Genomic DNA, 24119 nt, shown 5'->3' with positions numbered 1-24119 from the left:
ACCCCCTTACATTAGTGTCGAGACATGACTGGGCCGCGAAAGGGAGTGCGCTATCACGGCGACCAGGCGCTGATTCCCGGCGTGCTGGACTTCGCTGTGAATGTGCGCGGCACCGCGCCACCGCGCTGGCTGCGTGACCGGCTTGCCGTCCGGCTCGATGAGCTGGGCAGCTACCCGCGCCGCGCCGACGAGGAGCGCGCCGTTTCCGCGATCGCCGAACGACATGGCCGAACGGCCGATGAGGTGCTGTTGCTGGCGGGAGCCGCGGAGGGTTTCGCGATGCTGCCTCGACTGAAGCCGCGACGGGCCGCCGTGTTCGCGCCGGGCTTCACCGAGCCCGAAGCCGTGCTTGCCGAGGCTGGTATCCCTATCGACCACGTGGTGTTGCCGCCACCGTTCACCCTCGGTGACGTCACGGCGCCCGAGGAAGCCGACCTGGTGGTCGTCGGGAACCCCACCAACCCGACCTCGGTGCTGCACCGTCGCACGGATCTGCTGGCATTGCGCCGACCCGGTCGCATCGTGGTGGTTGACGAGGCCTTCATGGATGCGGTGCCGGACGAGCCCGAGTCATTGGCCGCGCAGCGACTGCCCGGTCTTGTCGTGCTGCGCAGCCTCACCAAAACGTGGGCACTGGCGGGATTGCGCGCCGGGTACGCCGTGGGTGATCCCGAGGTGTTGGACAGGCTCGCGCAGGGCCGTGCGCATTGGCCCTTGGGCACACTGCAACTCGAAGCCCTCATCGCCTGCAACAGCCCCGAGGCGGTCACGCTTGCCGGGCAGGACACACAGCGTCTTTTCGACACGCGGCGCCAGCAGGCCGAGGCGCTGCGTGGCCTGGGATTGACTGTCACCGAGGGATCGGCGCCGTTCCTGCTCGTGGCCGTGCCCGATGCCAAACTGACGCGAAAACACTTGGAGACCAAGAACATCGCCGTCCGCCGCTGCGACACTTTCATGGGGCTGGGCGAAGACTATCTGCGGGTGGCGGTGCGACCGGAATGGCCGGAGCTGGTGCAAGCGATGAAGGAGATTCTGTAGTGGGTGTGCGGCTCGCGGACATCATCGGTGTGCTTGACGCGGCGTATCCGCCCGCCCTCGCCGAATCGTGGGACTCGGTGGGCTTGGTCTGCGGTGACCCCGAACAGCAGATCGACGCTGTGACCGTCGCCGTCGACGCGACGACGTCGGTGCTCGACGAGATGGACAGTGCTGGTTCGCACGCTGGTTCGCCTGCCGGTTCGCATCTGCTGTTGGCGCACCACCCGCTGCTGCTGCGCGGGGTGGACACCGTGGCAGCCAGTACGCCGAAGGGCGCACTGATCCATCGCCTCATCCGTTCGGGCGGTGCGTTGTTCACGGCGCACACCAATGCAGACTCGGCGAGCCCGGGAGTCTCCGATGCTCTCGCCGAAGCCCTTGGGCTACAGGTGACCTCGGTGCTGGCGCCGCAGTTCGCCGACTACGACAAATGGGTGGTATACGTGCCCTCTGAACCGGCGGAATCCGCGGACGTGGTGCGCCGCGCGATGTTCGACGCCGGCGCCGGGCAGCTCGGTGCCTATTCCGACTGCTCGTGGAGCGCCACCGGTACCGGGCAGTTCCGTCCGCTGGAGGGCTCGGACCCCGCAATCGGTGTGCATGGTGTCGTGGAAAAGGTTGTCGAGGACAGGGTGGAAATGGTCGCCCCGTCCAGACTGCGCTGTGCGCTGTTCGCGGCTATCCATGCCGCCCATCCCTATGAGGTGCCGGCCATCGATGTGCTGCCCATGGCGCCGGCGCCGGCGGGCACCGGTCTGGGGCGCGTGGGTGTGCTGCCCGAATCGGAGCCCCTACGTGACTTCGTATCCCGCGTCGGTGCCGCTCTGCCGGACACCGTGTGGGGAGCTCGGGCCGCCGGTGATCCGGATGCCCCGATTCAGACCGTTGCAGTGTGCGGTGGTGCGGGTGATTCACTGTTGAGTGCCGCGGTCGGATCCGGGGCCGACGCGTACGTCACCGCCGATCTGCGGCACCATCCCGCCGACGAGCATGCCCGGGCAAGTAGCGTTGCACTTGTCGACGTCGCCCACTGGGCCAGCGAGTTCCCGTGGTGTGCGCAGGCAGCGCGGGTGCTCGATACCGAATTCGGGGAGAAGCTGCCGACGCGTATCTCGCCAGTTCGCACAGACCCTTGGACCCTAGGTGGTTCGGAGAAAGAAGAACGAGCATGAAAGCCGATGTGGCACAACAACGTCTCCTAGTAGACCTGGCGTCCGTGGATGCCGAACTGACGCGTATCGCGCACCGGCGTGCGAATCCGCCGGAACGCCAGGAGCATGGGGAGTTGCAGGCGCAACAGCGGAAAATTCTCGGCGACGTGGGCGCGCTCGGTCTGGCTCTGGAAGATCTGGACGTACAGGTGGCGAAGCTGGACACCGAAGTGACCGCCGTCCGTCAACGGGAGGATCGCGACCGCACCCTGCTGGCCTCGGGCGGTGTGAACCCGAAGGAACTCGTCGATATTCAGCATGAGCTCGACACTCTGGAGCGCCGCCAGTCCAGTCTGGAGGACTCGGAACTGGAGCTGATGGAGCGTCGTGAGGAGCTCCAGGCTCAACAGGCCTCGATTCAGGCCGATGCCGACAAGATCGCCGGGCGGATAGCGGAAATCGAGCGGCTCCAGCGTGCGATTTCCATCGACACCGACGCCGAAGAGAACCAGATTCGGCAGCGTCGCGACGGACTGGCGTCCTCCATCGAGGGGTCGCTGCTGGAAATCTATGAACGGCAGCGCCGCTCGGGAGGCCCGGGGGCGGGGCTATTGCAGGGCAACAAGTGCGGTGCGTGCCGTATCGAATTGGACCGCGGTGAGCTGTCCCGGATATCGGCGGCCGACGCCGACGAGGTGCTGCGGTGCCCCGAGTGCAGCGCGATCCTGGTGCGCCTGTGAGGGTTCTCGTCGAAGCCGATGGAGGATCGCGCGGTAATCCCGGATTGGCCGGATACGGCGCCGTGGTGTTCGCCCCGGATCACGAGACGGTGCTGGGTGAGGCCTGCGAGGCCATCGGACGCGCCACCAACAATGTGGCCGAATACCGTGGTCTGATAGCGGGATTGGCAGAGGCGGCACGACTGGGCGCCACTGAGGTAAGCGTTTCGATGGACTCCAAACTTGTCGTCGAGCAGATGTCCGGTCGATGGAAGGTCAAGCACCCCGACCTCATCACGCTGTATCAGCAGGCTGTCACCGCGGCGATGCAGTTCGAAACCGTCGACTACAAGTGGATTCCCCGGGAACGCAATAAGCACGCCGACCGGCTGGCCAACGAGGCGATGGACCGCGCCAGTGGCATCGAACCCAAGGCTCCGAAGAAGCCCAAAGAAGCCACGGAACCCAGGCCTGCCGATGCTGCGCCGGGCTGGACGGGTGCGCGCGGCAAGCCCACCCGCATGCTGTTGCTTCGCCATGGACAGACCGAACTTTCGGTGCAGCGCCGTTACTCCGGACGAGGCAATCCCGAGCTGACCGAACTGGGGCGCGATCAGGCCGCGAGGGCGGCGCGTTACCTCGCGAGCCGCGGCGGCATTGCGGCCGTCATCAGCTCGCCGCTGAGCCGCGCCAAGGAGACCGCCGCCGCGGCCGCGACAGCCCTGGGTGTTCCGCTGACCGTCGATGACGATCTGATCGAAACCGACTTCGGCAAGTGGGAGGGTTTGACATTTTCCGAGGCTTCCGAGCGAGACCCGCGGCTGCACGCGCAGTGGCTCAGCGATACCTCGGTGACTCCGCCGGAAGGGGAGAGCTTCGATACTGTGCACCACCGGGTGCGGCGTGCCCGCAATCGGATCATCGCCGAGTACGGTGACGCAACGGTTTTGGTGGTCTCCCATGTCACGCCGATCAAGACGCTGCTGCGTCTGGCGCTGGATGCGGGGCCGAGCCTGCTGTATCGGCTGCACCTGGATCTGGCGTCGCTGAGCATCGCCGAGTTCTACTCGGACGGGCCGGCATCGGTGCGACTCGTCAACGAGACCTCGTATCTGACTTAGGCTGTCGCCATGGCTTCTCGCGATCACGGCGATCCGGGCGATGCGCCCACCATTGCGCCACCCCTGGCAGATGTCGCCAACCCGGCTCGGCCCTCAGCCGCCGAGGAGGCGAGAACGGTCGCGGCGTCTACGAACATCGCGACATTGGCGAGTCTGTCCGCAGACGGTGATCCATGGGCTTCCCTGGTCACCTACGGATTACTGGGTGGGGCGCCGGTGCTTTGCGTATCGAAGATGGCCGAGCATGGACGCAATCTGATGCGCGATCCCAGAGCGAGCGTCTCCATCGTGGCGCCCAACGCGCCCGAGGATCCGTTGGCCAATACGCGGATCACCCTCGCCGGGAAGGTGCGCCGGCCCCGTCCTGAGGAGCTGCAGGCGGCTCGCGAGGCGCACATCGCAGCGGTGCCCGCTGCCCGGTACTACATCGACTACAGCGACTTCTCCGTCTGGGTCCTGGACGTCGAACGTGTGCGCTGGGTGGGTGGCTACGGGCGCATGGACTCGGCCAGCGGCACCGATTACGATTCGGCTGCAGCAGATCCCGTGTCGCCGAAGGCCGAACACGCGGTCAGCCACCTCAACGACGATCACGGGCAGGCGCTGCTCGCGATGGCGCAACGGCTGGGCGGGTACCCGGACGCCACCGCGGCTCGGTGTGAGGGAGCAGACCGGTACGGGCTGGATATCCGGGTGAATACCCCGCGGGGTTGGTCCGTGACCCGGGTCGGCTACATCGACCCGATCGATTCGATCGACGAACTCCGTGGTGCGACCGTGCAGCTGGCACGGCTGGCCGACCCGGGCGCATAGCGCACGCAGGCTTCGAGCTCCACTAGTCGGTGAGATTGTGGATAACTCGGGTTGTTTCCGAATAGCTGTGTATAACAACAGAAGTCGACGCGTATCGAACTGATGTGCGAGTAGCGTTGGTGATGTGTCCCAGATCGATCCCGCCGCCCAGGCGGCGTGGCTCGTCGAACGAATCGCCGAGCTTGAGCGGCTGAAGGCCGCCGCTGCCGCGGAGCAGGCGCACGCCGCTGTGCTGCTTGATCGCGCACGCCGCGCGGAGGAGGCCGCCAACGGGGTGCCTCGACGACGGCAAGGGGCAGGCGTCGCCACCGAGGTCGCCCTGGCGCGGCAAGACTCGCCGGCCCGTGGCGGTCGTCATCTCGGCTTCGCGAAGGCACTGGTGAACGAAATGCCCCACACGCTTGCGGCATTGGCGTGCGGCGCGCTGAATGAATGGCGCGCGACGATCCTCGTGCGGGAAACCGCCTACCTTGTTGTCGAGGATCGGCAGAAGATCGACGTCGAGATGTGTGCGGACCCGTCCCGCCTCCGAGGGATGGGCGATGCACGGCTCACTGCGGAGGCGAAACGTCTGGCGTATCGACTCGATGCAGAGGCAGTGGTGCGCCGCGCACGCCGGGCTGAGAACGAACGCCGGGTATCCATCCGTCCCGCCCCCGACACCATGACCTACCTGACGGCGTTGCTCCCGGTGAAACAGGGCGTGGCGGTCTACGCCGCGCTCAAGCGCGCCGCCGACGCATCGATGGATCCCGTTCGTGGCCAAGGGCAGATCATGGCCGACACTCTGGTGGAACGGGTCACTGGCGTGGCATCAGCCCAGGCCGTTCCCCTGGGCGTGAACATCACGATCTCCGATGAGGCACTACTGGGTGGAGGTGTCGAGCCCGCGACCATCGCGGGTCACGGACCCGTCCCGGCCGCGGTCGCGCGCAGGCTCATATCCGATGCCGTCAGCGCCGATGCGAAGGTTCTGGTGCGTCGGTTATATCGATGCTGCCGCACGGGCGCACTGGTAGGTGCAGAGTCACGAAGTCGCTTATTTCCCAAGGGATTGGCGGAGCTGATCGACTTGCGCGATCAAACATGCCGTACGCCGTACTGTGATGCCCCGATCCGCCATCACGACCATGTCGTGGGCAGTGCACACGGCGGAGTGACCTCGTTCGACAACGGTCAGGGTCTCTGCGCACGATGCAATTACGTGAAGGAGTCGCCCGGGTGGAGGCATACCGTCGAGATAACGACGCCGACGGGAACGGTCTATCGCTCCACAGCGCCGCCGCTGCCCTGAGTAAATGGCCACAGGGCCAGAACATAGATGACGACGACGGCGACCGGCACGGCCAAAGGCAGCCACGATGAGTGCCACGCGGGTACTGCTGCTGCAAGCAACGCCGCACAGCCGAACAGTAGTGCGGGAAGGAGCATTTCGATCTCGAGATCCTCGCTCAGGTATCCCAATTGCAGCCGGATCGCGAAGCGGTCTAGCTGGGCCTCCGGCAGCGGATACGTTCCCTCGTACTCAATGGGATTGTCCGTCGCCAGCACCACGAATGGTGCCGGAAGTCTGCGAGTTTCGCCGTCGATACTGACCTGCCCCTCCGCCATCGCTTCCAGTAGTGCCGATTGCGTCTTGGGCGGAGTTCGGTTGATTTCATCTGCGAGTAGGAGATTCGTGAATATCGGCCCAGTCCGGAACTCGAACAGCCCGGAAGACATGTCGTAGATCGTGGAGCCCAGCAGATCGGCGGGCAGCAGATCGGGTGTGAACTGCACTCGGGCGAAATCGAGCCCCAGTGCAGCCGCGAATGATCGGGCGATCAGCGTCTTGCCCAGGCCCGGCAGATCCTCGATGAGGACATGGCCGCGTGCGAGGATGGTCAACAGAATCAGTTGCAGCGCATCGCGTTTTCCGACAACAATCCGATCGATCTCGGTCAGCACCGCGTCCGCGTGCTGGGTCGCGACGGAGACGGGAAGTGTCGTCACATCTGCTCCAATCGCTCGAGTATCGATTGCAATACGGCGCGGCCGGGGGCGGGCTCAGCGCGGTCGGCATGTGACGCACCGTTCGGGTCGACCCAAGGCCATAGCTCGGGGCCGAACATCATGCGGCCGGTCGCGGCGAGCGCGGCTCGATCCTTAGACTGTCGATGGCCTGCCGCCGTCTCGAAATCGGCTGCGATCAGCGGCCGTAGATGTCGATCCCAGTCGCCGCGGGTCCGCTCGGCCCAACTGATCCTCGCCTCGGCACGGGCAAGCCATCGATGCAACGTCTCGTCGGCAGGAAGGCCGGCCGGGGACGACGGCCTCGGTTCAGGTGGGCTTCGCAGCTGCCTCCACAGCAGATACAGGGCCGCGGCGACGACTGCGCCGGTGATCGGGAGCGTGAGGGAGCGCAGCGGACTGGAAGCCACGCAGGCTTCCGCCAAGATCACCACCACCAGCAGCACGATCGGCACGAACCATTTCATTGCCGGCTCCGAAGGTCGTCCAACACGTTCTGTAGCCATCGAACCGCGGACTCACGATCGGTTTGGGTCATCTGATGTGGGCTGAATCGAGCCTCGGAGAAGAGCGAGACGAGCTGCGTGCCCGCATGCGATTGGAGGGCGCCGATATGGAGCGCCCGCTGCAAGACTTCCGACGGTGTATCCGAGGCAAGGGGTGCCGCCTCCGGTGCCGCCGTCAGTCCCTGCTCCATGGCCGCATAGCAGGCAATGATCGATGCGCGCGGATCCCGGCCAGGTTCGGCGACCTCGGCGAGGCCGAGTTCGACGAGACGGGCGAGGGATTCGGGTGTCGCATCAGCGACGTCGGATTCCGCGGATTGGTGACCATCGGCGTCCACAGTGTCCGGATCGCTGCGCCTCAGCACGAAGATCATGACGGCGATGCCGATCAACACCACGCCGAGGATCATCATCGGCGTGCCAGGCTCCTCCCGTCCCGGCGCGTTGCCCGGCGTCCTATGAGGTGGGGCCTCGTCGGGCTGCCGCGCTTCGGAGGTGCCCGGCGCGGGCTCGCGCACCGGCGAACCGCCCGTGGATCTGGTCAGGTAGAGCGATATCCAGACCGCACCCACCAGAACAAGCACGCTGGCGGCGGCAATGATCGCTTCGCGCCGAGTCAACCCCCGTAACCGCAAATACGACGGCCCCTCGGTCGACACTGGCATTCCGGGGCGGCGGCGCCGAAGGCTCAACAGTATGAGAATGGCGACGACACCACACAGTAAGAGCTGCAAGGCTATTGAATGCGGCTCGTCACGCGGTTCCTCGGATCGGGGGAGGGCCTTTGCGTCAGGTAGATAGCTGCGCAGTGCGACGACCGACAGCGCGACGAGGACAATGAGCCCCGTCGCCCGAAAGAACAGCTTGTTCGCACTGTTCATGCCTCATCGTCGCATGATGGCGCACGTTCGGGTTATGAATAGGTGCCCTCGGGAATGAGGTTGGTGATGCAAAAGGGGTGACCGGCCGGGTCGACCAGCACCCGCCATCCGCCCGGATTCGGCTGGGTCTCGGCCTTGGTCGCCCCGAGGCTCAGGATGCGCGCCTCTTCGGCGTCCAGATCTGCCGCCGCGAGCTCGAGGTGTAGTTGTTTCGGCACCGCACCCGCCGGCCACTGAGGTGGTCGATGGTCTGCCACGCGCTGAAAGGTCAGCAGCACGGCGGCACCCTTCAGCGCGGCCATATCCGGACTCTCGAACAGCAGCTCCAGGTCAAGGACCTGCTGATAGAACCGGGCCAGTGCCGCCGGGTCCGAACAGTCGATCGATATCGCGCCCAGTCGAGCCGTTGTCGTCATGGAGATGAGCTTGTCACGAGTACGATGACCGCGCGGACGAGTTGGCCGGGCGGCCGCGGGCCGCGGGAGAAATCCCGCGGTTCGAGGAAAGTCCGGACTTCACAGAGCAGGGTGATTGCTAACGGCAATCCGAGGTGACTCGCGGGACAGTGCCACAGAAAACAGACCGCCACCACCGAGTCTTTCGGGATTCAGCGGTGGTAAGGGTGAAACGGTGCGGTAAGAGCGCACCAGCGGACCGGGTGACCGGTTCGGCTCGGTAAACCCCACCCGAAGCAAGGCCAAAAGGCTGTGCATGCACAGCTGCGGAAGTGTTCGAGGGCTGCTCGCCCGAGCTTCCGGGTAGGCCGCTTGAGGTACCCGGCGACGGTGTGCCCAGATGGATGGTCGCCGCTGCGCGGCCGCGGCTAGCCCGTGGCTGCGCGGAACAGGATCCGGCTTACAGGCCAACTCGTCCGCCTCCCGCCCTGGATTATTCTGGATCGGTGACGTTGAAGCGCTTGGTCGCCCGCGACTTCAGCTTCGACGGCATCCGTGCGGAGTTCGGGCTTCCCACCGAGTTCGGACCCGATGCGCTGCGGGACGCTGTCCGGGCCGTCGACCGTCACCACGCGGAGCGTGTCGATCGCACCGATCTGGAGTTGGTCACCATCGACCCGCCCGGATCGCGCGATCTTGATCAGGCTTTGCACCTGGTACGCACCGCCGGCGGCTACCTGCTGCACTACGCCATCGCCGATGTCGGCGCGCAGATCGAGCCCGGCAGTGCATTGGATATGGCGGCCCGCCTGCGCGGTGAGACCATCTACCTGCCCGACGGGTCGGTGCCGCTACACCCCTTGGTTTTTTCCGAGGGCTCGGCGAGCTTGCTGCCCAACGAGATTCGGCCGGCCGCACTGTGGCGCATCGAAACCGACGGCGAAGCCAACCCGATCAGCTGGAGTGTTCAGCGCGCTCTTGTGAAATCCGCGCAGCAGCTGACCTATCGGCAGGCCCAGGACGCGGCGGATGCCGGTAACCCGCATCCCTCGATCGCGGCGCTCCCTGAATTCGGGCGCAAGAGAAGAGATCTCGGGCTGTCCAAGGGTGCCATCGAGTTGGACCTCCCCGAACAGGAAGTGGTGCGCGGCCCGAGCGGTGACTGGGAGCTCGGCATCGAGGCGCGCACCGAAACCGACGGCTGGAACGCGCAGATATCGCTGCTCACCGGGATCTGCGCGGCGCAGATCATGCTCGACGGCGGCGTCGGCATCCTGCGTACGCTTCCGCCCGCGGACGGTGATGTGCGCCGATGGATGCGGCGCACCGCCGAAGCGCTGGGGTTGCCCTGGGCGAGTGATACCCCTATCGGGGCGCAGCTGGCGGCTTTGGATCCCCGCGCCACGACAACGTTGGCGATGATGACGCAGGCCACCACGCTGCTGCGGGGTGCTTCCTATCTGGTCTTCGATGGAAAGCGCCCGGACGGCCAGGCGGCAGAGCATGCAGGCATCGCCGCACCTTATGCGCATGTCACCGCACCGCTGCGCCGGCTGGGGGACCGGTTCGCCACCGAGATCTGCCTGGCGCTGTCTGCGGGCACGCCCGTGCCGCAGTGGGCGCGCGAGGGCTTGGCAGACGCCAGATCGTCGCTGCTGACCTCGAACGCGTTGGCCAACAAGGTGGAACAGGCGTGTGTGGACCTCACCGAGGCCACCGTGCTTGCCCCGCAGAAGGGGCAGACCTTCGATTCGGCCGTGCTACGTGGCGCCGAGAAGAAGCGAGCCGCGGAGGTTTTCGTGACCGATCCGCCGATTCTTGCCCGCTGCGACGGCGATCCACCCGAAGGCCGGCGCGCCAAACTCATTCTGCGTGAAGCGAATCCGGAAACCCGGACCGTGCTGTTCGGCTTTCCGGCCGACGGCAGCTGATCACTTCTTGTGACGTACGGCCTTGCGGAGCGCCTTGAGGGTGGCCTCGACGTGATGGCGCGCGGTCTCGGCGGCATCGTGCTCACGCTGGTACAGCACTCCGTAGGTGAAGGTGTCCTCGCCGGCGTTGTGCGCCTCGGCGGCCTGCGTGGCCAGATAGGCGCGACTTACCGTGCTGTCCTGATGCTCGCCCAATAGCTCCTGGATGTCCTTGGCCGCTTGCGAGACTCGCTTGGCGCCCTCGGCACTTGCCACATAGCGCAACCGCTTGGCCGATTTGCGGATGCGATGCAGGGCCTCATCGCGATACTCGCCCTCGGCGCGCGCCGCCGCCCGTGCCGCACGGCGCACCTTGCGGTACGCGGCATCGAGCGTTCCGCCCTCGTCGGAGTGGTGGGTGTCTGATGGCGGCCCGGCGGAAGCGACCAGCGCATCCAGGGAGTCCAGCAGCCGGAAATAGCGATGACTGCGCATGGCCGCCAACGATCGGCGTAACCCGTTGTCATAGTGCTGCCTGGCCGCATCCACCAAACGTTCGTGCACCGGGCCCCGGATGAGTGGTTCGGGAAGCTCGGTGAGCGCCGCGGCGTACCGCTGTGCCAGCACCTCGGCATCACGCGCCTCCCCGAGGATGTTGGCCAGCAGACGCAGCTCGTCGAGCGGCTCGGTGTTCGTGTCGACCCCGAAGCGTTCGGGATTGGACTGCAACAGACTGCGGATCCGCCGAATGGTGACGCGCATCTGGTGCACCGAATCATCGGTATCCACCCGTACCGCGCGGTCCCAGCCGAGCAACTGGTCCAGCTGCTCGAGGAGCGCGCGTTGGATCGGATCCTTACCGGAGGGGCGTACTCGTTCAGGCACGTCAAGAACGCGAGCCAGTTTGGAGCCGTGCCCGGCGGGGACCGCCCCGGCATCCAGGAGGCGCGCGGTGACTCGGTCGAACAGTGCGGTGTCGCCGAATGCCGACAGCTCCAGTTCCCATTCCCGCCAGCTCTGCACGGCGCCTTCCTCACCGGAGCCCGGGCCCGTCAGCCGCGTGGCGGTCACCTGGTCATCACAGAATTCGGCGAGCTGTTCCCCCTCGGCGCCGATCAGCTGCGACATCGTGCGCACGGTGCTGATGCGGGCGACGGGAGCCAGCTCGTCCTCGCGCACCACCGCGAGCACGGTGTCTCGCAGCGCCTCTGGGACCGCGCGGGAATCCGCGTCGCTACCGTCGTCAAGGGGGAGCCGCAGCTCTGTTCGGGTGTCCGGCCCCGCCGGTAACTTCAGGTGCCATCCCGCGTCGGTGCCACCGGTGCGACGGCGCAAGGTGATGCGTTGGAGGGCCAGTCGCTGGCCGGGCGTGTCAAAGTACACCGCGTCCAAATGTTGCTGTGGTTGCTGCTCCACGTGCGAAACGGCGGCAATGCCGTCGAATGACGGATTGATGGTCGCGTCGGTGACGTCGAATTTCCGCTCGACCTCGACGTGTTGAGATGGCATGAGGGGTGTGCCCTGACGGTTGGAGGGGTGGGGTGCTCGGTGTGTGCGGGCGGGGCGACTATGCGACACGGTGCCACATTCAGGTAAACAATGGTCACGACTTGTCGCGGGGTAATCTAAGATTCTCTTAGGGTTCTCATAAGGTCGGGGTATCCGATTGGGAAGCGATATTCGTTTCGCACCGCGTGTGGTGCCGGGTATCGGTGTTGCCTGGTCGGTATTGTCCCCCGTATGGGACGCCAGTCGTGTTCACAGCTAGACCGAGGTCACCATGAAGTTACGTGTTGAGGAGTACTTGGACGGCAAAGGTGCGATCACCTTGCCAGACGGTTACACAGTCAACTACTACCTTGAGCGTGCCGTGGCAGAGTTGGGCGACACCTTTGCGTACCGGTACCTGGACTTCAACGCCAACTCCGACGGCGAACCTAACGATCTCACCTGGACACAGCTTGGCCAGCGCTCTCAGGCAGTCGCGGCCCGCCTTCAGCAAGTCACCAAGCCCGGCGATCGCGTCGCGATCCTGGCCCCGCAGGGCATCGACTATGTGGTCGGTTTCTATGCCGCCATCGAGGCGGGCAACATTGCGGTTCCATTGTTTGCTCCGGAACTTCCTGGCCACTCCGAACGACTCGATTCGGTGCTCACCGACGCGCAGCCGACCGTCGTCCTGACCAACAACGCCGCCGCCGAGTCCGTCAGCCGATTCGTCCGCGGGCTGCCCCGGGAGCGGCGTCCCCGCGTGGTCGCCGTCGACAGCGTCCCCGATTCGGTGGCCGCCACCTATGTCAAGGTGACGCCGGATACCGATGACATCGCCTATCTGCAATACACCTCGGGATCCACCCGGGTGCCCGCCGGCGTCGAGATCACGCACCGCGCGGTGATGACCAACGTCTTGCAGATGATCATCTCGGTGGGGCTCGACGACAGCATCCGTAGTGTCAGCTGGCTGCCGCTCTATCACGACATGGGTCTGCTGATGATCCTCTTCCCGCTGTGTGGTGGCCGGATCACCCTGATGTCCCCGGTGTCGTTCGTGCGTCGTCCCGGGCGATGGATCAAGGAACTCGCCGCCGAGGGGCACCTGGGCCGAACCTTTGCCGCCGCACCGAATTTCGCCTTCGAGCTGGCCGCCGAGCGCGGCTTGCCCAGGGATGGTGAGACGCTCGATCTCAGTAATGTCGCGGGTCTGATCAACGGATCCGAGCCGGTCAGCATCTCGTCGATTCGCAAGTTCAACGAGGCTTTCGGACCGTACGGACTGCCGCCGACGACCATCAAGCCGTCCTATGGGATGGCGGAGGCGACGCTGTTCGTCTCCACCATCCCCTCCGACGCCGAGGCCTCGGTGGTGTATCTGGACCGCAAGGAGCTGGGCAACGGGCACGCCGTACGGGTCGCGGCCGACGACGAGAACGCGGTCCCACAGGTGTCCTGCGGCAAGGTCGCGCGCAGTCAGTGGGCGGTGATCGTCAACCCGAATGCCGATGCGGAGCTTGCCGACGGTGAGGTCGGGGAGATCTGGCTGCACGGCGACAACATCGGCCGCGGCTACTGGGGCAGGCCCAAGGAAACCGATTTCTCGTTCCGTAACAAGCTGCAGGCCCGGCTCGACCAAGGCAGCCATGCCACCGGTACCGAACCCGGCGCCACCTGGTTCCGCACCGGAGACCTGGGCGTCTACCTGGACGGCGAGCTCTTCATCACCGGACGGGTCAAGGACCTGGTCATCATCGACGGCCGCAACCACTACCCGCAGGACATCGAGGCCACTGTCGAGGAAGCCTCACCCGCGGTGCGGCACGGTTTTGTGGCGGCCTTCTCGGTGCCCGCGACCGAGCTGCCCGCCGGAGTCGATCAAGGCAGTGGCACGGGGGAGCGAGTGGTCATCGTGGCCGAGCGTGCTGCCGGTGCGGGCCGCGCCGAGCCGGAGCCCATCGTCGATGCCATTCGCGCGGCCGTCTCGCGGCGGCACAACCTGCCCATCGCGGATGTACAACTGGTTCAGGCCGGTGCGATTCCGCGTACCACCAGCGGAAAGCTCGCACGCCGAGCCTGCCGCCAGGAATACCTGGACAACAAGCTCGGCGTGCGCGGCTGAGCTATCAGTAGCTGTGTTCTGGAGCGGGGAAGACCCCGCGAGCCACCTCATCGGCGTACTGCTCGGCGGCCTTGCGTAGCTCCGCGCCGACCTGACCAAACTGTTTGACGAACTTGGCGGTCTTGCCGCTGGTCATTCCGGCCATGTCCTGCCACACCAACACCTGGGCATCGCATTCCCGGCCCGCGCCGATGCCGACGGTGGGGATGGTGAGCTTGCCGGTGATCTGCGTCGCTAGGTCGGCGGGCACCATCTCCATCACCACTGCGACGGCTCCGGCCTCCTGGACCGCGATGGCGTCGTGGATGAGCTGTGCGGCGGCATCGTCGCGCCCCTGAACTCGATACCCGCCAAGGCCGTTCACGCTCTGCGGGGTGAACCCGATGTGTGCCACCACGGGAATCCCGGCGGCGGTCAGCGTGGCGATCTGATCGGCAACCCGTTCTCCGCCTTCGAGTTTGACGGCGTGTGTGCCGGCTTCTTTCATGAACCGGGTGGCACTCGCGAGGGCCTGAGCGGCTCCGCCTTCATATGAGCCGAAGGGCAGGTCCGCGACCACCAGTGCCTCGGGTGCGCCGCGAACCACGCCGCGCACCAACGGAATCAGCTCGTCAATGGTGATCGGCACGGTGGTGTCATATCCGTAGACCACGTTCGCGGCCGAATCCCCGACCAGCAGAACGGGAATCCCGGCGTCGTTGAACACGCGAGCGGTCGAGTAGTCGTACGCGGTAAGCATTGACCACTTGTGGCCCTCGGCCTTCCACTTCTGCAAGTGGTGCACGCGGGTCTTGGTGCGAGGCTTGGGGGGAGTTTCGGAAGCAGCGCCGTAGAAAGCAGATTCAGATATCTCGGACATATCGCAGTCTCTTTTTCCGTCGAATTTCCTCAAGGCCCATCCGGGTCCCTGGGTTTCTAACGATGTTCAGTCTGCCACCGCGTAGCGGCGAGGTGAATATCCGTACGCGTGGATTTGGTCACATCGACAGTCGTGGCATTTGGTCACGACGGGCTACCCGGCTGGCCTAGCATCTGCGGCATGCAGCGGCTTTCCGGACTCGACGCCAGTTTTCTCTATCTGGAAACACCCACCCAACCCATGCATGTGTGCGGGGTACTGGAATTAGACACCACAACCATTCCTGGCGGCTACTCGTTCGAGAAATTGCGCACCAAGCTGGTCGAACGAGTCCGGGGAATCTCGTCCTTCACGGAGAAGCTCGCCGATAGCCGCCTGAACCTGGACCACCCGGTATGGGTCGACGATGACGACTTCGACATCGACCGGCACCTGCATCACGTCGGGCTGCCGGCACCCGGAGGCAAGGCCGAGATCGCCGACATGTGCGGGCACATCGCCTCATTGCCCTTGGACCGTGCCCGGCCGCTGTGGGAAATGTGGGTCATCGAGACAGGCGACACAGACCGCTTGGTGGTCATGACCAAGATGCATCACGCCTCGGTTGACGGTGTCACCGGCGCCAACCTGATGTCGGCGCTGTGCGGTGTGGAACCCGACGCCCAAGCACCCGAACCCGCGCCGGGGGTCGGCGGTGCCAACAGCCTGGAGATCGCCATCACCGGAGCCATCACGTGGGCGTCGCGGCCGTTGAAATTCGCCAGGCTGCTGCCCTCGACCATTGGCGTGATCCCAGCCTGGCTGGAGCGCTCCAAGCGTGGCGAGGCCATGACCGCGCCGTTCTCGGCGCCGCGTACCTCGTTCAACTCCACCATCACCAGCCGTCGCAACGTGGGCTATACCCAACTGGACCTGGACGACGTTCGGGCGGTCAAGAACCACTTCGGTGTCAAGGTCAACGATGTCGTGATGGCCATCTGTGCCGGCGCGCTGCGCAAGTACCTGGACGACCGCGGTGAGCTTCCGGAAAGCTCCTTGGTGGCCATGGTTCCGGTGTCGGTGCATGAGAAGTCCGACCGTCCGGGCCGAAACCAAGTGTCAGGAATGTTCTCCCGCCTGGAGACCAATATCGAAAATCCAGTGGACCGTCTGCAGGCCATCGCCGAAGCCAACAACGTCGCGAAGGAACACACCGCCGTGTTGGGTGCGACGCTGCTGCAGGACTGGAGTCAGTTCGCGGCGCCCGCGGTGTTCGGCACCGCGATGCGGGTCTACTCGCGTATCCGGTTGGCCGACCGGCACCCGGTGATCCATAACCTGGTGGTGTCCAATGTGCCGGGACCCCAAGTGCCGCTGTACTTCTTGGGCGCCCAGGTCGTCGGGATGTATCCGCTGGGACCGATCTTCCACGGCGCCGCGCTCACTGTCACGGTGATGTCGCTGGACGGGAAACTCAACGTCGGCCTGATCTCCTGCCCCGATCTGATGCCCGACCTGTCCACACTGACCGACGATTTCGGCGTGGCGCTCACGGAGCTGAAGGCCCGGATCTAGTCCCTTCTGGCACCATGGCTGAATGATGTTTCGTGGTCGGCGGGTTGCTGCCGTATTGGCTCTTGCCTCGGTGGTAGCCGTCGTCTCTGGTTGTGTGCGGTCGGTTGAAGGTCAGGCGACGGCGGCGCGACCGTCCGAAACCGCCCTCAGTTGGGGGGACTGTGACGGCTTTGCGCCGGAAAACACCACGGTGCCGGCGAGCACGGTGTGCTCGGAGCTTGAGGTGCCCGTCGATTACACGAAGCCCGACGGTGCCAAGGCGCGCCTGGCGATCATCAAGTACCCGGCCAAGGGCAACAAGATCGGATCGCTGCTGATGAACCCCGGCGGACCGGGCCAATCGGGTATCGAGGCCGCGACCGCCATCGTCAAGCAGGTGCCCAAGGAGATCCGCGACAGCTTCGACTTCATCGGATTCGACCCGCGCGGTGTGGGGTCCTCCACCCCGGCGGTCGAGTGCAACTCGGACCAAGACGTGGACCGCCTGCGTGCGCAAAACGACACCGACTACAGCCCCGAGGGCGTCGCCCGCATGGAGCAGGACTCCAAGGACTTCGTCAAGCGCTGCATCGACAAGGTAGGGCTGGAGTTTCTCGCCAATGTCGGCACCGTGAACGTCGCCAAGGATATGGATCGGCTCCGTGCCGCCCTCGGTGACGACAAGCTGACCTACCTGGGCTACTCGTACGGCACTCGGATCGGCACCACATACGCCGAGCAGTTTCCCCAGAATGTGCGGGCCCTCATCCTCGACGGGGTGATCGACCCCAACGCTGACCCCACCCAGGCTGATATCGACCAAATCGCTGGGTTCCAAAAGGCTTTCGATAACTACGCGGCCGATTGTGCCAAGAGCCCGGGCTGCCCGCTGGGTACCGATCCCGCGCAGGCGACGGCGCGCTATCGGGCCATGATCGATCCGTTGGTCGAGCATCCGGCCAAGACCAAGGACGGCCGCGGCCTGTCCCACGGTGACGCCATCATCGGCACCATCATGGTGATGTACTCGCCAACGTTGTGGGAGGCGTTCACCAAGGCGCTACGCCAGCTCAGCGAGGGATCGGGCGATATCCTGCAGTTGCTCGCCGATGCGTACATGAAGCGCGACGAAGAGGGGCACTACAGCCACGCACAGGACGCGCAGACCGCCATCAACTGTGTGGACGAACCGCCGCAGACGGACCGCGCCAAGACCGTGGAGAAGGACCGGCGCATCCGTGAGGTGGCGCCATTCCAGGACTTCGGCGAATTCACCGGCAATGCGCCGCTGGGGGTGTGCGCGTTCTGGCCGGTACCGCCGACGAGCAAGCCGCATCCCATCAACGTGCCCGGCTTGCCCAAGTTGTTGGTGGTCTCCACCACCTTCGATCCGGCAACCCCGTACCAGGCGGGCGTTGAGCTGGCCAAACAGCTCGGCGGTGGCCTGCTCACCTACGAGGGGACCAAGCACACCATCGTGTTCGACGGGAATCAGTGCGTCGACAAAGCGGCGGAGACATATCTCATCAAGGTCACGACTCCGGCCGAAGGCGCCCGCTGCTGATCCCTTTTGGTATCCGACATGGCACGATGTGGCCCATGATGCGGATGCGCCGAGCGTTGCCGGTGATTCTTTTGATGTCCTCGGCTGTGTTCTCGGTAGGCCCCGCCATTCCTGCGGCCGCCGTGCCGCTGCCGGCACCGAGCCCGTCGTTGCAGGCGTTCTACGACCAGAAGGTCGCCTGGGGTAGCTGCGACGGCTTTGTCGGTGACACCGGCCGCATTCCGACCGCCCGGTGCGCCAAGGTGAAGGTGCCGGTCAGCTACGACAAGCTGATGGGCGCGGTGGCGGAGCTGGCCGTGCTCAAGGTGCCCGCCACCGGCAAGCGCGTCGGCGCACTGCTGGTCAACCCCGGCGGGCCGGGAGGGTCGGGTGTGGACCTGGCGGCGGGCATGGGCGCGAAGCTCGGCGATAGCGCGGTCGGACAGAGCTTTGACATCGTCGGGTTTGATCCGCGCGGTGTCGGTGGCTCCACCCCAACCCTGCGGTGCCGCACCGACGCCCAGTTCGACGCCTTCCGCAAGGAGCCGCTGGCCGACTACAGCCAGGCCGGGGTCGCCCATATCGAGGGCGTGTATCGCCAGTACGTCAACGACTGCGCGAACCGGATGGGGCTGGACTTCCTCGCCAATGCCGGAACAGCTTCGGCGGCAAGGGATATGGATATCATCAGGGCGGCGGTCGGCGACAACAAGCTGAACTACCTGGGTTACTCCTACGGCACCGAGCTGGGCACCCAGTACGCCGAGTACTTCCCACAGAATGTGCGCACGATGGTTCTGGACGGCGCGATTGACCCGACCATCGATCCGGTGGAGTCCAACGTGCGGCAGATGACCGGATTCCAGGTGGCGTTCAACGACTACGCGGCCGACTGTGCCAAGGACCCGAAGTGCCCGTTGGGCACCGACCCGTCGCAGGCCGTGAAGCGCTTCCACCAGCTGATCGATCCGTTGGTCGCCAAGCCCGCAAAGACCAACGACCCGCGCGGCCTGGGCTACCAGGACGCCATCACCGGCACCATCCAGGCGATGTACACACCGCGCTACTGGAAGTACCTCACCTCCGGGCTGGCCGGCTTGGTCGATGGCAGTGGGCCCGATGACCTGCTCTGGCTGGCCGACCAGTACCAGGAGCGTGACGACCAGGGGCACTACGACAACCTGCAGGACGCCTTCAATTCGATTCGATGCGTCGACGGGCCGACCCCGCGGGACTCCGCGCCCTGGGTGGCCGCCGACAAACGACTGCGCGAGCAGGCGCCGTTCTCGAGCTACGGCACATTCACCGGATACGCCCCGCGCGATTTATGCGCCTTCTGGCCGGTGGCGCCGACGTCGGCCCCGCACACCCCGTCGACCCCGGGCCTGCCTCCGGTGGTGGTGATCTCCACGACCCACGACCCGGCCACGCCCTACGAGGCGGGCGTGGCGCTGGCGCAGCAGTTGAACGGATCGCTCATCAGCTACGAGGGCACGCAACACACCGTCGCGTTCAACGGAGAGGCATGTGTCGACGAGGCGGTCACCCGTTACTTCGTCGACGGCGCCGTGCCCCCCAAGGACGTGCGGTGCTGAGCATCCGTGCCCGTGTACGCCGGATGTAATAGCCTCTGACCATGGATCGTCAGAAGGAATTCGTGCTGCGCACGCTGGAAGAACGCGATATCCGTTTTGTCCGGCTGTGGTTCACCGACGTGCTCGGCTACCTCAAGAGCGTGTCCATCGCGCCGGCCGAACTCGAAGGAGCCTTCGAGGAGGGCATCGGCTTCGACGGATCCTCCATCGAGGGCTTCGCCCGTGTCTCAGAATCGGACACCGTCGCGCACCCCGACCCGTCGACGTTCCAGGTGCTGCCGTGGACCACCAGCGCCGGCCAGCATCACTCGGCGCGCATGTTCTGCGATATCAAGCTGCCGGACGGATCGCCGTCCTGGTCCGATCCGCGGCATGTGCTGCGCCGCCAGCTCGCCAGGGCAGGCGATTTGGGCTTCTCCTGCTACGTGCACCCGGAGATCGAGTTCTTCTTGCTGAAGAACCTGCCCGACGACGGGTCGGCGCCCATCCCGGCAGATGACGCCGGGTACTTCGACCAGGCCGTGCACGAGGCGGCACCGAACTTCCGTCGGCACGCCATCGATGCACTCGAATCCATGGGCATCTCTGTGGAATTCAGCCACCACGAGGGCGCACCCGGTCAGCAGGAGATCGACCTGCGCTACGCCGACGCCCTCTCCATGGCGGATAACGTGATGACGTTCCGCAATATCGTCAAGGAGGTGGCGATCATCGACGGCGTGCATGCCACCTTCATGCCCAAGCCGTTCAGTGATCACCCCGGCAGTGCGATGCACACCCACATGAGCCTGTTCGAGGGCGATACCAACGCCTTCCACAATCCCGACGACCCGCTCCAGCTGTCGAGCGTTGGTAAGTCATTCATCGCGGGAATCCTGGAGCACGCCAACGAGATCAGCGCTGTCACCAACCAGTGGGTGAACTCTTACAAGCGCCTGGTGCACGGTGGCGAGGCGCCGACGGCGGCATCGTGGGGTGCCGCCAACCGCTCGGCGCTGGTGCGGGTCCCGATGTACACGCCCAACAAGTCGTCCTCGCGTCGCATCGAGGTGCGCAGCCCCGATTCGGCCTGCAATCCGTATCTGACCTACGCGGTGCTGCTGGCCGCCGGATTGCGCGGTGTGGAGCAGGGTTACACCCTCGGGCCCGAGGCCGAGGACGACGTCTGGGGCTTGACCCGTGCCGAGCGCCAGGCCATGGGCTACAAGGAGCTGCCCAGCACGCTGGAGAATGCGCTTATCGCCATGGAGCGTTCCGAGCTGGTGGCAGAGGCCTTGGGGGAACACGTCTTCGACTTCTTCCTCCGTAACAAGCGGGCCGAGTGGGCGCGCTACCGCAGCAATGTGACCCCGTTCGAGTTGCGGGCTTACTTGGGTCTCTGATGAGGCCCCCACAAGTGGGAGGTACCCCCAGCTCGCGCGAAGAACATTGGGGCTGAGGTGACTCGAGCCTCCACCGAGCGTTCGAAGGTTCCCAGTGTCGGGAGGCTGGGGCTTGTCGACGCGCGGGCCGCGTCCCTGCTCGAACAGCTGGGTTGGACCACTGAGGCGCACGTCCCGCTGTTGTGGTCGCTGTCGAGGTCACCCGACGCCGACGCCGCGCTACTCACTCTGATCCGGCTGCGCGAGGAGATGGGGGCCGGGTGGACGATTGTGGATGCGGCCCTGAGCGCCGACACCGCTCTGCGCGGCAGGCTGTTGTCGGTGATCGGCTCTTCGCTGGCGCTCGGCGATCACTTGGTAGCGCATCCCGACCGTTGGCAGCTGCTGGTCGGAGATATCGAGCTCGAGTCCAAAGAGGCTCTGCAAGAAAGATTTTTGATGGCGGTCGGCGCCGTCGGGGGACGCGCCTCGGTATCCGAGGGCGCGGCGATCTCGGCGCTGCGCGACGCTTATCGAGACCGGCTGCTGGTGCTCGCCGCACTCGACCTTGCGGCCACCGTCGAGAACGAACCGGTGTTGCCGTTCCCCGTGGTGGGCCAACACCTGTCGGACCTCGCCGACGCCGCGCTGACGGCGGCACTGGCGGTTGCGCTCTCGCTGGTGGTACCGGAGGGGCAGGACGCCCCCCGGCTTGCCGTCATCGCGATGGGCAAATGCGGTGCGCGCGAACTCAATTACGTCAGTGATGTCGATGTCATCTTTGTGGCGGAGCAGGCCGATTCGCTGACCACCCGCGTCGCCGGGGAGATGATGCGCATCGGTTCGAGCACCTTCTTCGAGGTGGACGCGGGACTGCGCCCGGAGGGTAAAGCGGGGGCGTTGGTGCGCACCCTTGATTCTCATGTGGCCTACTACCGGCGTTGGGCCAAGACTTGGGAGTTCCAGGCGTTACTCAAGGCGCGGCCTGCCGTCGGCGATCCCGAGCTGGGTAAGGCATATATGGAAGCGCTCATGCCGATGGTGTGGACTGCTTGCGAGCGTGAGGACTTCGTCTCCGAAGTGCAAGCCATGCGCCGGCGGGTGGAATCGCTGGTGCCAGCGGACCTGCGTGAGCGTGAGATCAAACTGGGCACCGGTGGGCTGCGTGACGTCGAATTCGCGGTGCAGTTGCTGCAGCTGGTGCACGGCCGGGTGGATGAGTCGCTGCACGTTGCTTCGACCATCGACGCATTGGCCGCACTGAGCACGGGGGGTTACATCGGGCGCGACGACAGTGCGAATCTGACTGCCTCGTATGAGTTCTTGCGGCTGCTGGAGCACCGACTGCAGTTGCAGCGTCTCAAGCGCACTCACACCCTGCCCGCGCCGGAGGACACCGAGGCGATGCGCTGGCTGGCTCGGGCCGCCCACGTGCGCCCCGACGGCCAGAACGACGCGCTCGGGGTGCTGCGCGCCGAGATCAAGCGGCAGGCGGTGCGGGTGTCTCGCTTGCACACCAAGTTGTTCTACCAACCGCTGCTCGAATCGGTCACCGAGTTCGACAAGGAAGCGCTGGGGCTGTCGAACGAGGCGGCGGTGCGTCAGCTCGCGGCCCTGGGTTACCAACAGCCACAGCATGCGCTCAGTCATCTGTCCGCGCTGACCAAGGAGGGCGGGCGCCGCGGACGCATCCAAACAATCCTGTTACCAACACTTTTGGATTGGCTTGCAGATACTCCCGATCCGGATGCCGGACTATTGGCCTATCGCCGGGTGAGTGAGGCGCTGGTTGACCAGACGTGGTACCTGCGCACACTGCGCGACGAGGGTGCGGTGGCCAAGCGCCTCATGCGGATCCTCGGCACCTCCGCCTATGTGCCGGATCTCATCATGCGCGCGCCCGAGGTCATCCAGCTGTACGCCGATGGACCCACTGGTCCTAAACTCCTTGAGGCGGAACCAGTTTCGGTGGCGGGGGCGCTTGTCGCGTCCTCGGCGCGGCATGCAGAGCCGGAGCGGGCTATCGCGGCGGCACGATCAGTGCGGCGCCGGGAGCTGGCTCGGGTGGCCTCGGCGGACCTGTTGGGTCTGCTGGACGTGGTCGACGTCTGTGGCGCACTGACCTCGGTGTGGGTGGCGGTGCTGCAGGCGGCCCTGGATGCCCTGATCAAGGCGAATGTTCCCGAGGGCGAAGAGGCGCCCGCGCGCATCGCTGTCATCGGGATGGGCCGACTGGGCGGCGGCGAGCTGGGCTATGGATCGGATGCGGACGTCCTGTACGTGTGCGAGGCGCACGGTGGTGCCACCGACGACGAAGCCGTCCGTTTCTCGGCGACGATCGCCGAGAACTTGGGCAAGCTGCTCGGTGCGCCGAGCACCGACCCGCCGCTGCAAGTCGACACCGGTCTGCGTCCCGAGGGGCGCAATGGACCGATGGTGCGCACCCTGGCGGCCTACGAGACCTATTACGCGCAATGGGCGCAGCCGTGGGAGGTGCAGGCGCTGCTGCGCGCGCACAGCGTCGCCGGAGATGCCGACCTAGGCCTGCGGTTCCTGCACATGATCGACAAGACGCGGTATCCGGCCGGTGGTATCGCCCTGGATGCGGTGCGCGAGATCCGCCGGATCAAGGCGCGGGTGGATGCCGAGCGGCTGCCACGCGGCGCCGACCCGAATACCAATACCAAGCTGGGCCGGGGCGGGCTGGCCGATGTGGAGTGGACCGTGCAGCTGCTGCAGCTGCGCTACGCCCACGAACATCCGTCCCTGCACAGCACCTCGACCCTGCAGACGCTGCACGCCGCGGTGGAGGCCGGCCTCATCGAGGCTGAGGATGCCGAGCTGCTGCGCCAGGCGTGGCTGACCGCCACCAACGCGCGCAACGCACTGGTACTGGCGCGCGGTAAGCCCACCGACCAACTGCCCGGTCCCGGGCGGCTGCTCAACGCCGTCGCCGCGGCCGCGGGCTGGCCGGACAATGACGGCGGTGAGTTTCTGGACAACTATCTGCGGGCGACCAGGCGCGCGAAAGCGGTCGTACAGCGCGTCTTTGGGGAGTAGCTTCTTGC

General features: G+C 65.6%; 18 protein-coding genes, 1 other RNA gene and 1 pseudogene. 14 read left to right on the top strand and 6 right to left on the bottom strand.

All coding sequences use genetic code 11. The features are described 5' to 3' along the window. Positions 1–24 precede the first annotated feature (24 nt). The 6 genes from cobC to AC5Y5C_RS22460 all read left to right on the top strand — a co-directional run bounded on the left by cobC (position 25) and on the right by AC5Y5C_RS22460 (position 6139). A complete protein-coding gene (gene cobC, locus AC5Y5C_RS22485; protein WP_499976591.1) occupies positions 25–1041 on the top strand; it encodes an Rv2231c family histidinol phosphate aminotransferase CobC in 1017 nt (338 codons plus the stop codon). After that, positions 1041–2213, top strand: coding sequence for a Nif3-like dinuclear metal center hexameric protein (locus tag AC5Y5C_RS22480; protein WP_499976589.1), 1173 nt, complete (start codon positions 1041–1043; stop codon positions 2211–2213). The genes cobC and AC5Y5C_RS22480 overlap by 1 nt, the downstream gene beginning before the upstream one ends. Continuing rightward, complete coding sequence (locus tag AC5Y5C_RS22475) at positions 2210–2932, top strand: zinc ribbon domain-containing protein (RefSeq protein WP_499976588.1); 723 nt, start codon at positions 2210–2212, stop codon at positions 2930–2932. The genes AC5Y5C_RS22480 and AC5Y5C_RS22475 overlap by 4 nt, the downstream gene beginning before the upstream one ends. Beyond that, positions 2929–4032, top strand: a complete 1104-nt coding sequence (locus AC5Y5C_RS22470; RefSeq protein WP_499976587.1) for a bifunctional RNase H/acid phosphatase — start codon at positions 2929–2931, stop codon at positions 4030–4032. The genes AC5Y5C_RS22475 and AC5Y5C_RS22470 overlap by 4 nt, the downstream gene beginning before the upstream one ends. 9 nt (positions 4033–4041) lie before the next feature. Further along, positions 4042–4845 (top strand): HugZ family pyridoxamine 5'-phosphate oxidase, encoded by an 804-nt coding sequence (locus AC5Y5C_RS22465; protein ID WP_499976585.1) that lies wholly within the window; start codon positions 4042–4044, stop codon positions 4843–4845. Positions 4846–4969: 124 nt separating this feature from the next. Continuing rightward, positions 4970–6139 carry an HNH endonuclease signature motif containing protein gene (locus tag AC5Y5C_RS22460; protein ID WP_499976584.1) on the top strand — a complete coding sequence of 390 codons (1170 nt, stop codon included), beginning with the start codon at positions 4970–4972 and terminating at the stop codon, positions 6137–6139. 104 nt (positions 6140–6243) lie between these two features. Here AC5Y5C_RS22460 and AC5Y5C_RS22455 read toward each other — a convergent pair. The 4 genes and pseudogenes from AC5Y5C_RS22455 to AC5Y5C_RS22440 all read right to left on the bottom strand — a co-directional run. Further along, positions 6244–6837: pseudogene (locus AC5Y5C_RS22455) on the bottom strand (AAA family ATPase); the annotation flags it as partial. Continuing rightward, positions 6834–7322, bottom strand: coding sequence for a hypothetical protein (locus tag AC5Y5C_RS22450; protein ID WP_499976582.1), 489 nt, complete (start codon positions 7320–7322; stop codon positions 6834–6836). The pseudogene AC5Y5C_RS22455 and the gene AC5Y5C_RS22450, both read right to left, overlap by 4 nt. Further along, entirely contained in the window at positions 7319–8242 is a 924-nt protein-coding gene (locus tag AC5Y5C_RS22445) for a DUF4129 domain-containing protein (protein ID WP_499976580.1), read from the bottom strand. Before AC5Y5C_RS22445 ends, AC5Y5C_RS22450 begins: the two co-directional genes overlap by 4 nt. Before the next feature lie 32 nt (positions 8243–8274). Next, entirely contained in the window at positions 8275–8658 is a 384-nt protein-coding gene (locus tag AC5Y5C_RS22440; RefSeq protein WP_499976579.1) for a VOC family protein, read from the bottom strand. Positions 8659–8695: 37 nt separating this feature from the next. Between AC5Y5C_RS22440 and rnpB the strand changes: the two genes are divergently transcribed. Together rnpB and AC5Y5C_RS22430 are read left to right on the top strand one after the other, a co-directional pair. Beyond that, an RNA gene (gene rnpB, locus AC5Y5C_RS22435) (RNase P RNA component class A) lies at positions 8696–9116 on the top strand. Between the two features lie 27 nt (positions 9117–9143). Continuing rightward, positions 9144–10568: an RNB domain-containing ribonuclease gene (locus tag AC5Y5C_RS22430; RefSeq protein ID WP_499976578.1), complete on the top strand. Its 1425-nt coding sequence runs from the start codon at positions 9144–9146 to the stop codon at positions 10566–10568. Here AC5Y5C_RS22430 and AC5Y5C_RS22425 read toward each other — a convergent pair whose 3' ends face one another. After that, positions 10569–12056: a CYTH and CHAD domain-containing protein gene (locus AC5Y5C_RS22425; RefSeq protein ID WP_499976577.1), complete on the bottom strand. Its 1488-nt coding sequence runs from the start codon at positions 12054–12056 to the stop codon at positions 10569–10571. It abuts the gene before it with no gap. A 271-nt stretch (positions 12057–12327) separates the two neighbouring features. Here AC5Y5C_RS22425 and AC5Y5C_RS22420 point away from each other — a divergent pair, with 271 nt between their 5' ends. Then, on the top strand, positions 12328–14160 hold the full coding sequence (locus tag AC5Y5C_RS22420) for a fatty acyl-AMP ligase (protein WP_499976575.1): 1833 nt from the start codon (positions 12328–12330) through the stop codon (positions 14158–14160). 4 nt (positions 14161–14164) lie between these two features. Here the strand turns inward: AC5Y5C_RS22420 and panB are convergent, their stop codons facing one another. Continuing rightward, positions 14165–15010 carry a 3-methyl-2-oxobutanoate hydroxymethyltransferase gene (panB, locus tag AC5Y5C_RS22415; RefSeq protein ID WP_499976782.1) on the bottom strand — a complete coding sequence of 282 codons (846 nt, stop codon included), beginning with the start codon at positions 15008–15010 and terminating at the stop codon, positions 14165–14167. 189 nt (positions 15011–15199) lie between these two features. Here panB and AC5Y5C_RS22410 point away from each other — a divergent pair, with 189 nt between their 5' ends. The 5 genes from AC5Y5C_RS22410 to AC5Y5C_RS22390 are packed head-to-tail and all read left to right on the top strand — an operon-like array spanning position 15200 to position 24111. Next, positions 15200–16573, top strand: coding sequence for a WS/DGAT/MGAT family O-acyltransferase (locus tag AC5Y5C_RS22410; protein ID WP_499976574.1), 1374 nt, complete (start codon positions 15200–15202; stop codon positions 16571–16573). Between the two features lie 25 nt (positions 16574–16598). Beyond that, complete coding sequence (locus AC5Y5C_RS22405) at positions 16599–18116, top strand: alpha/beta hydrolase (RefSeq protein WP_499976781.1); 1518 nt, start codon at positions 16599–16601, stop codon at positions 18114–18116. Positions 18117–18151: 35 nt separating this feature from the next. Then, the gene (locus tag AC5Y5C_RS22400) at positions 18152–19690 is read left to right on the top strand and encodes an alpha/beta hydrolase (RefSeq protein ID WP_499976572.1); all 1539 of its coding nucleotides are present in this window, start codon (positions 18152–18154) and stop codon (positions 19688–19690) included. A 41-nt stretch (positions 19691–19731) separates the two neighbouring features. Next, positions 19732–21072 (top strand): type I glutamate--ammonia ligase, encoded by a 1341-nt coding sequence (gene glnA / locus AC5Y5C_RS22395; RefSeq protein WP_499976570.1) that lies wholly within the window; start codon positions 19732–19734, stop codon positions 21070–21072. A gap of 57 nt (positions 21073–21129) precedes the next feature. Next, positions 21130–24111 (top strand): bifunctional [glutamine synthetase] adenylyltransferase/[glutamine synthetase]-adenylyl-L-tyrosine phosphorylase, encoded by a 2982-nt coding sequence (locus AC5Y5C_RS22390; RefSeq protein WP_499976569.1) that lies wholly within the window; start codon positions 21130–21132, stop codon positions 24109–24111. Positions 24112–24119: the final 8 nt, after the last annotated feature.

This window comes from Mycobacterium sp. NGS15 (assembly GCF_059813245.1).
The sequence above is the reverse complement of the archived record's forward strand: the minus strand, read 5'-3'. Positions and strand labels throughout refer to the sequence as shown.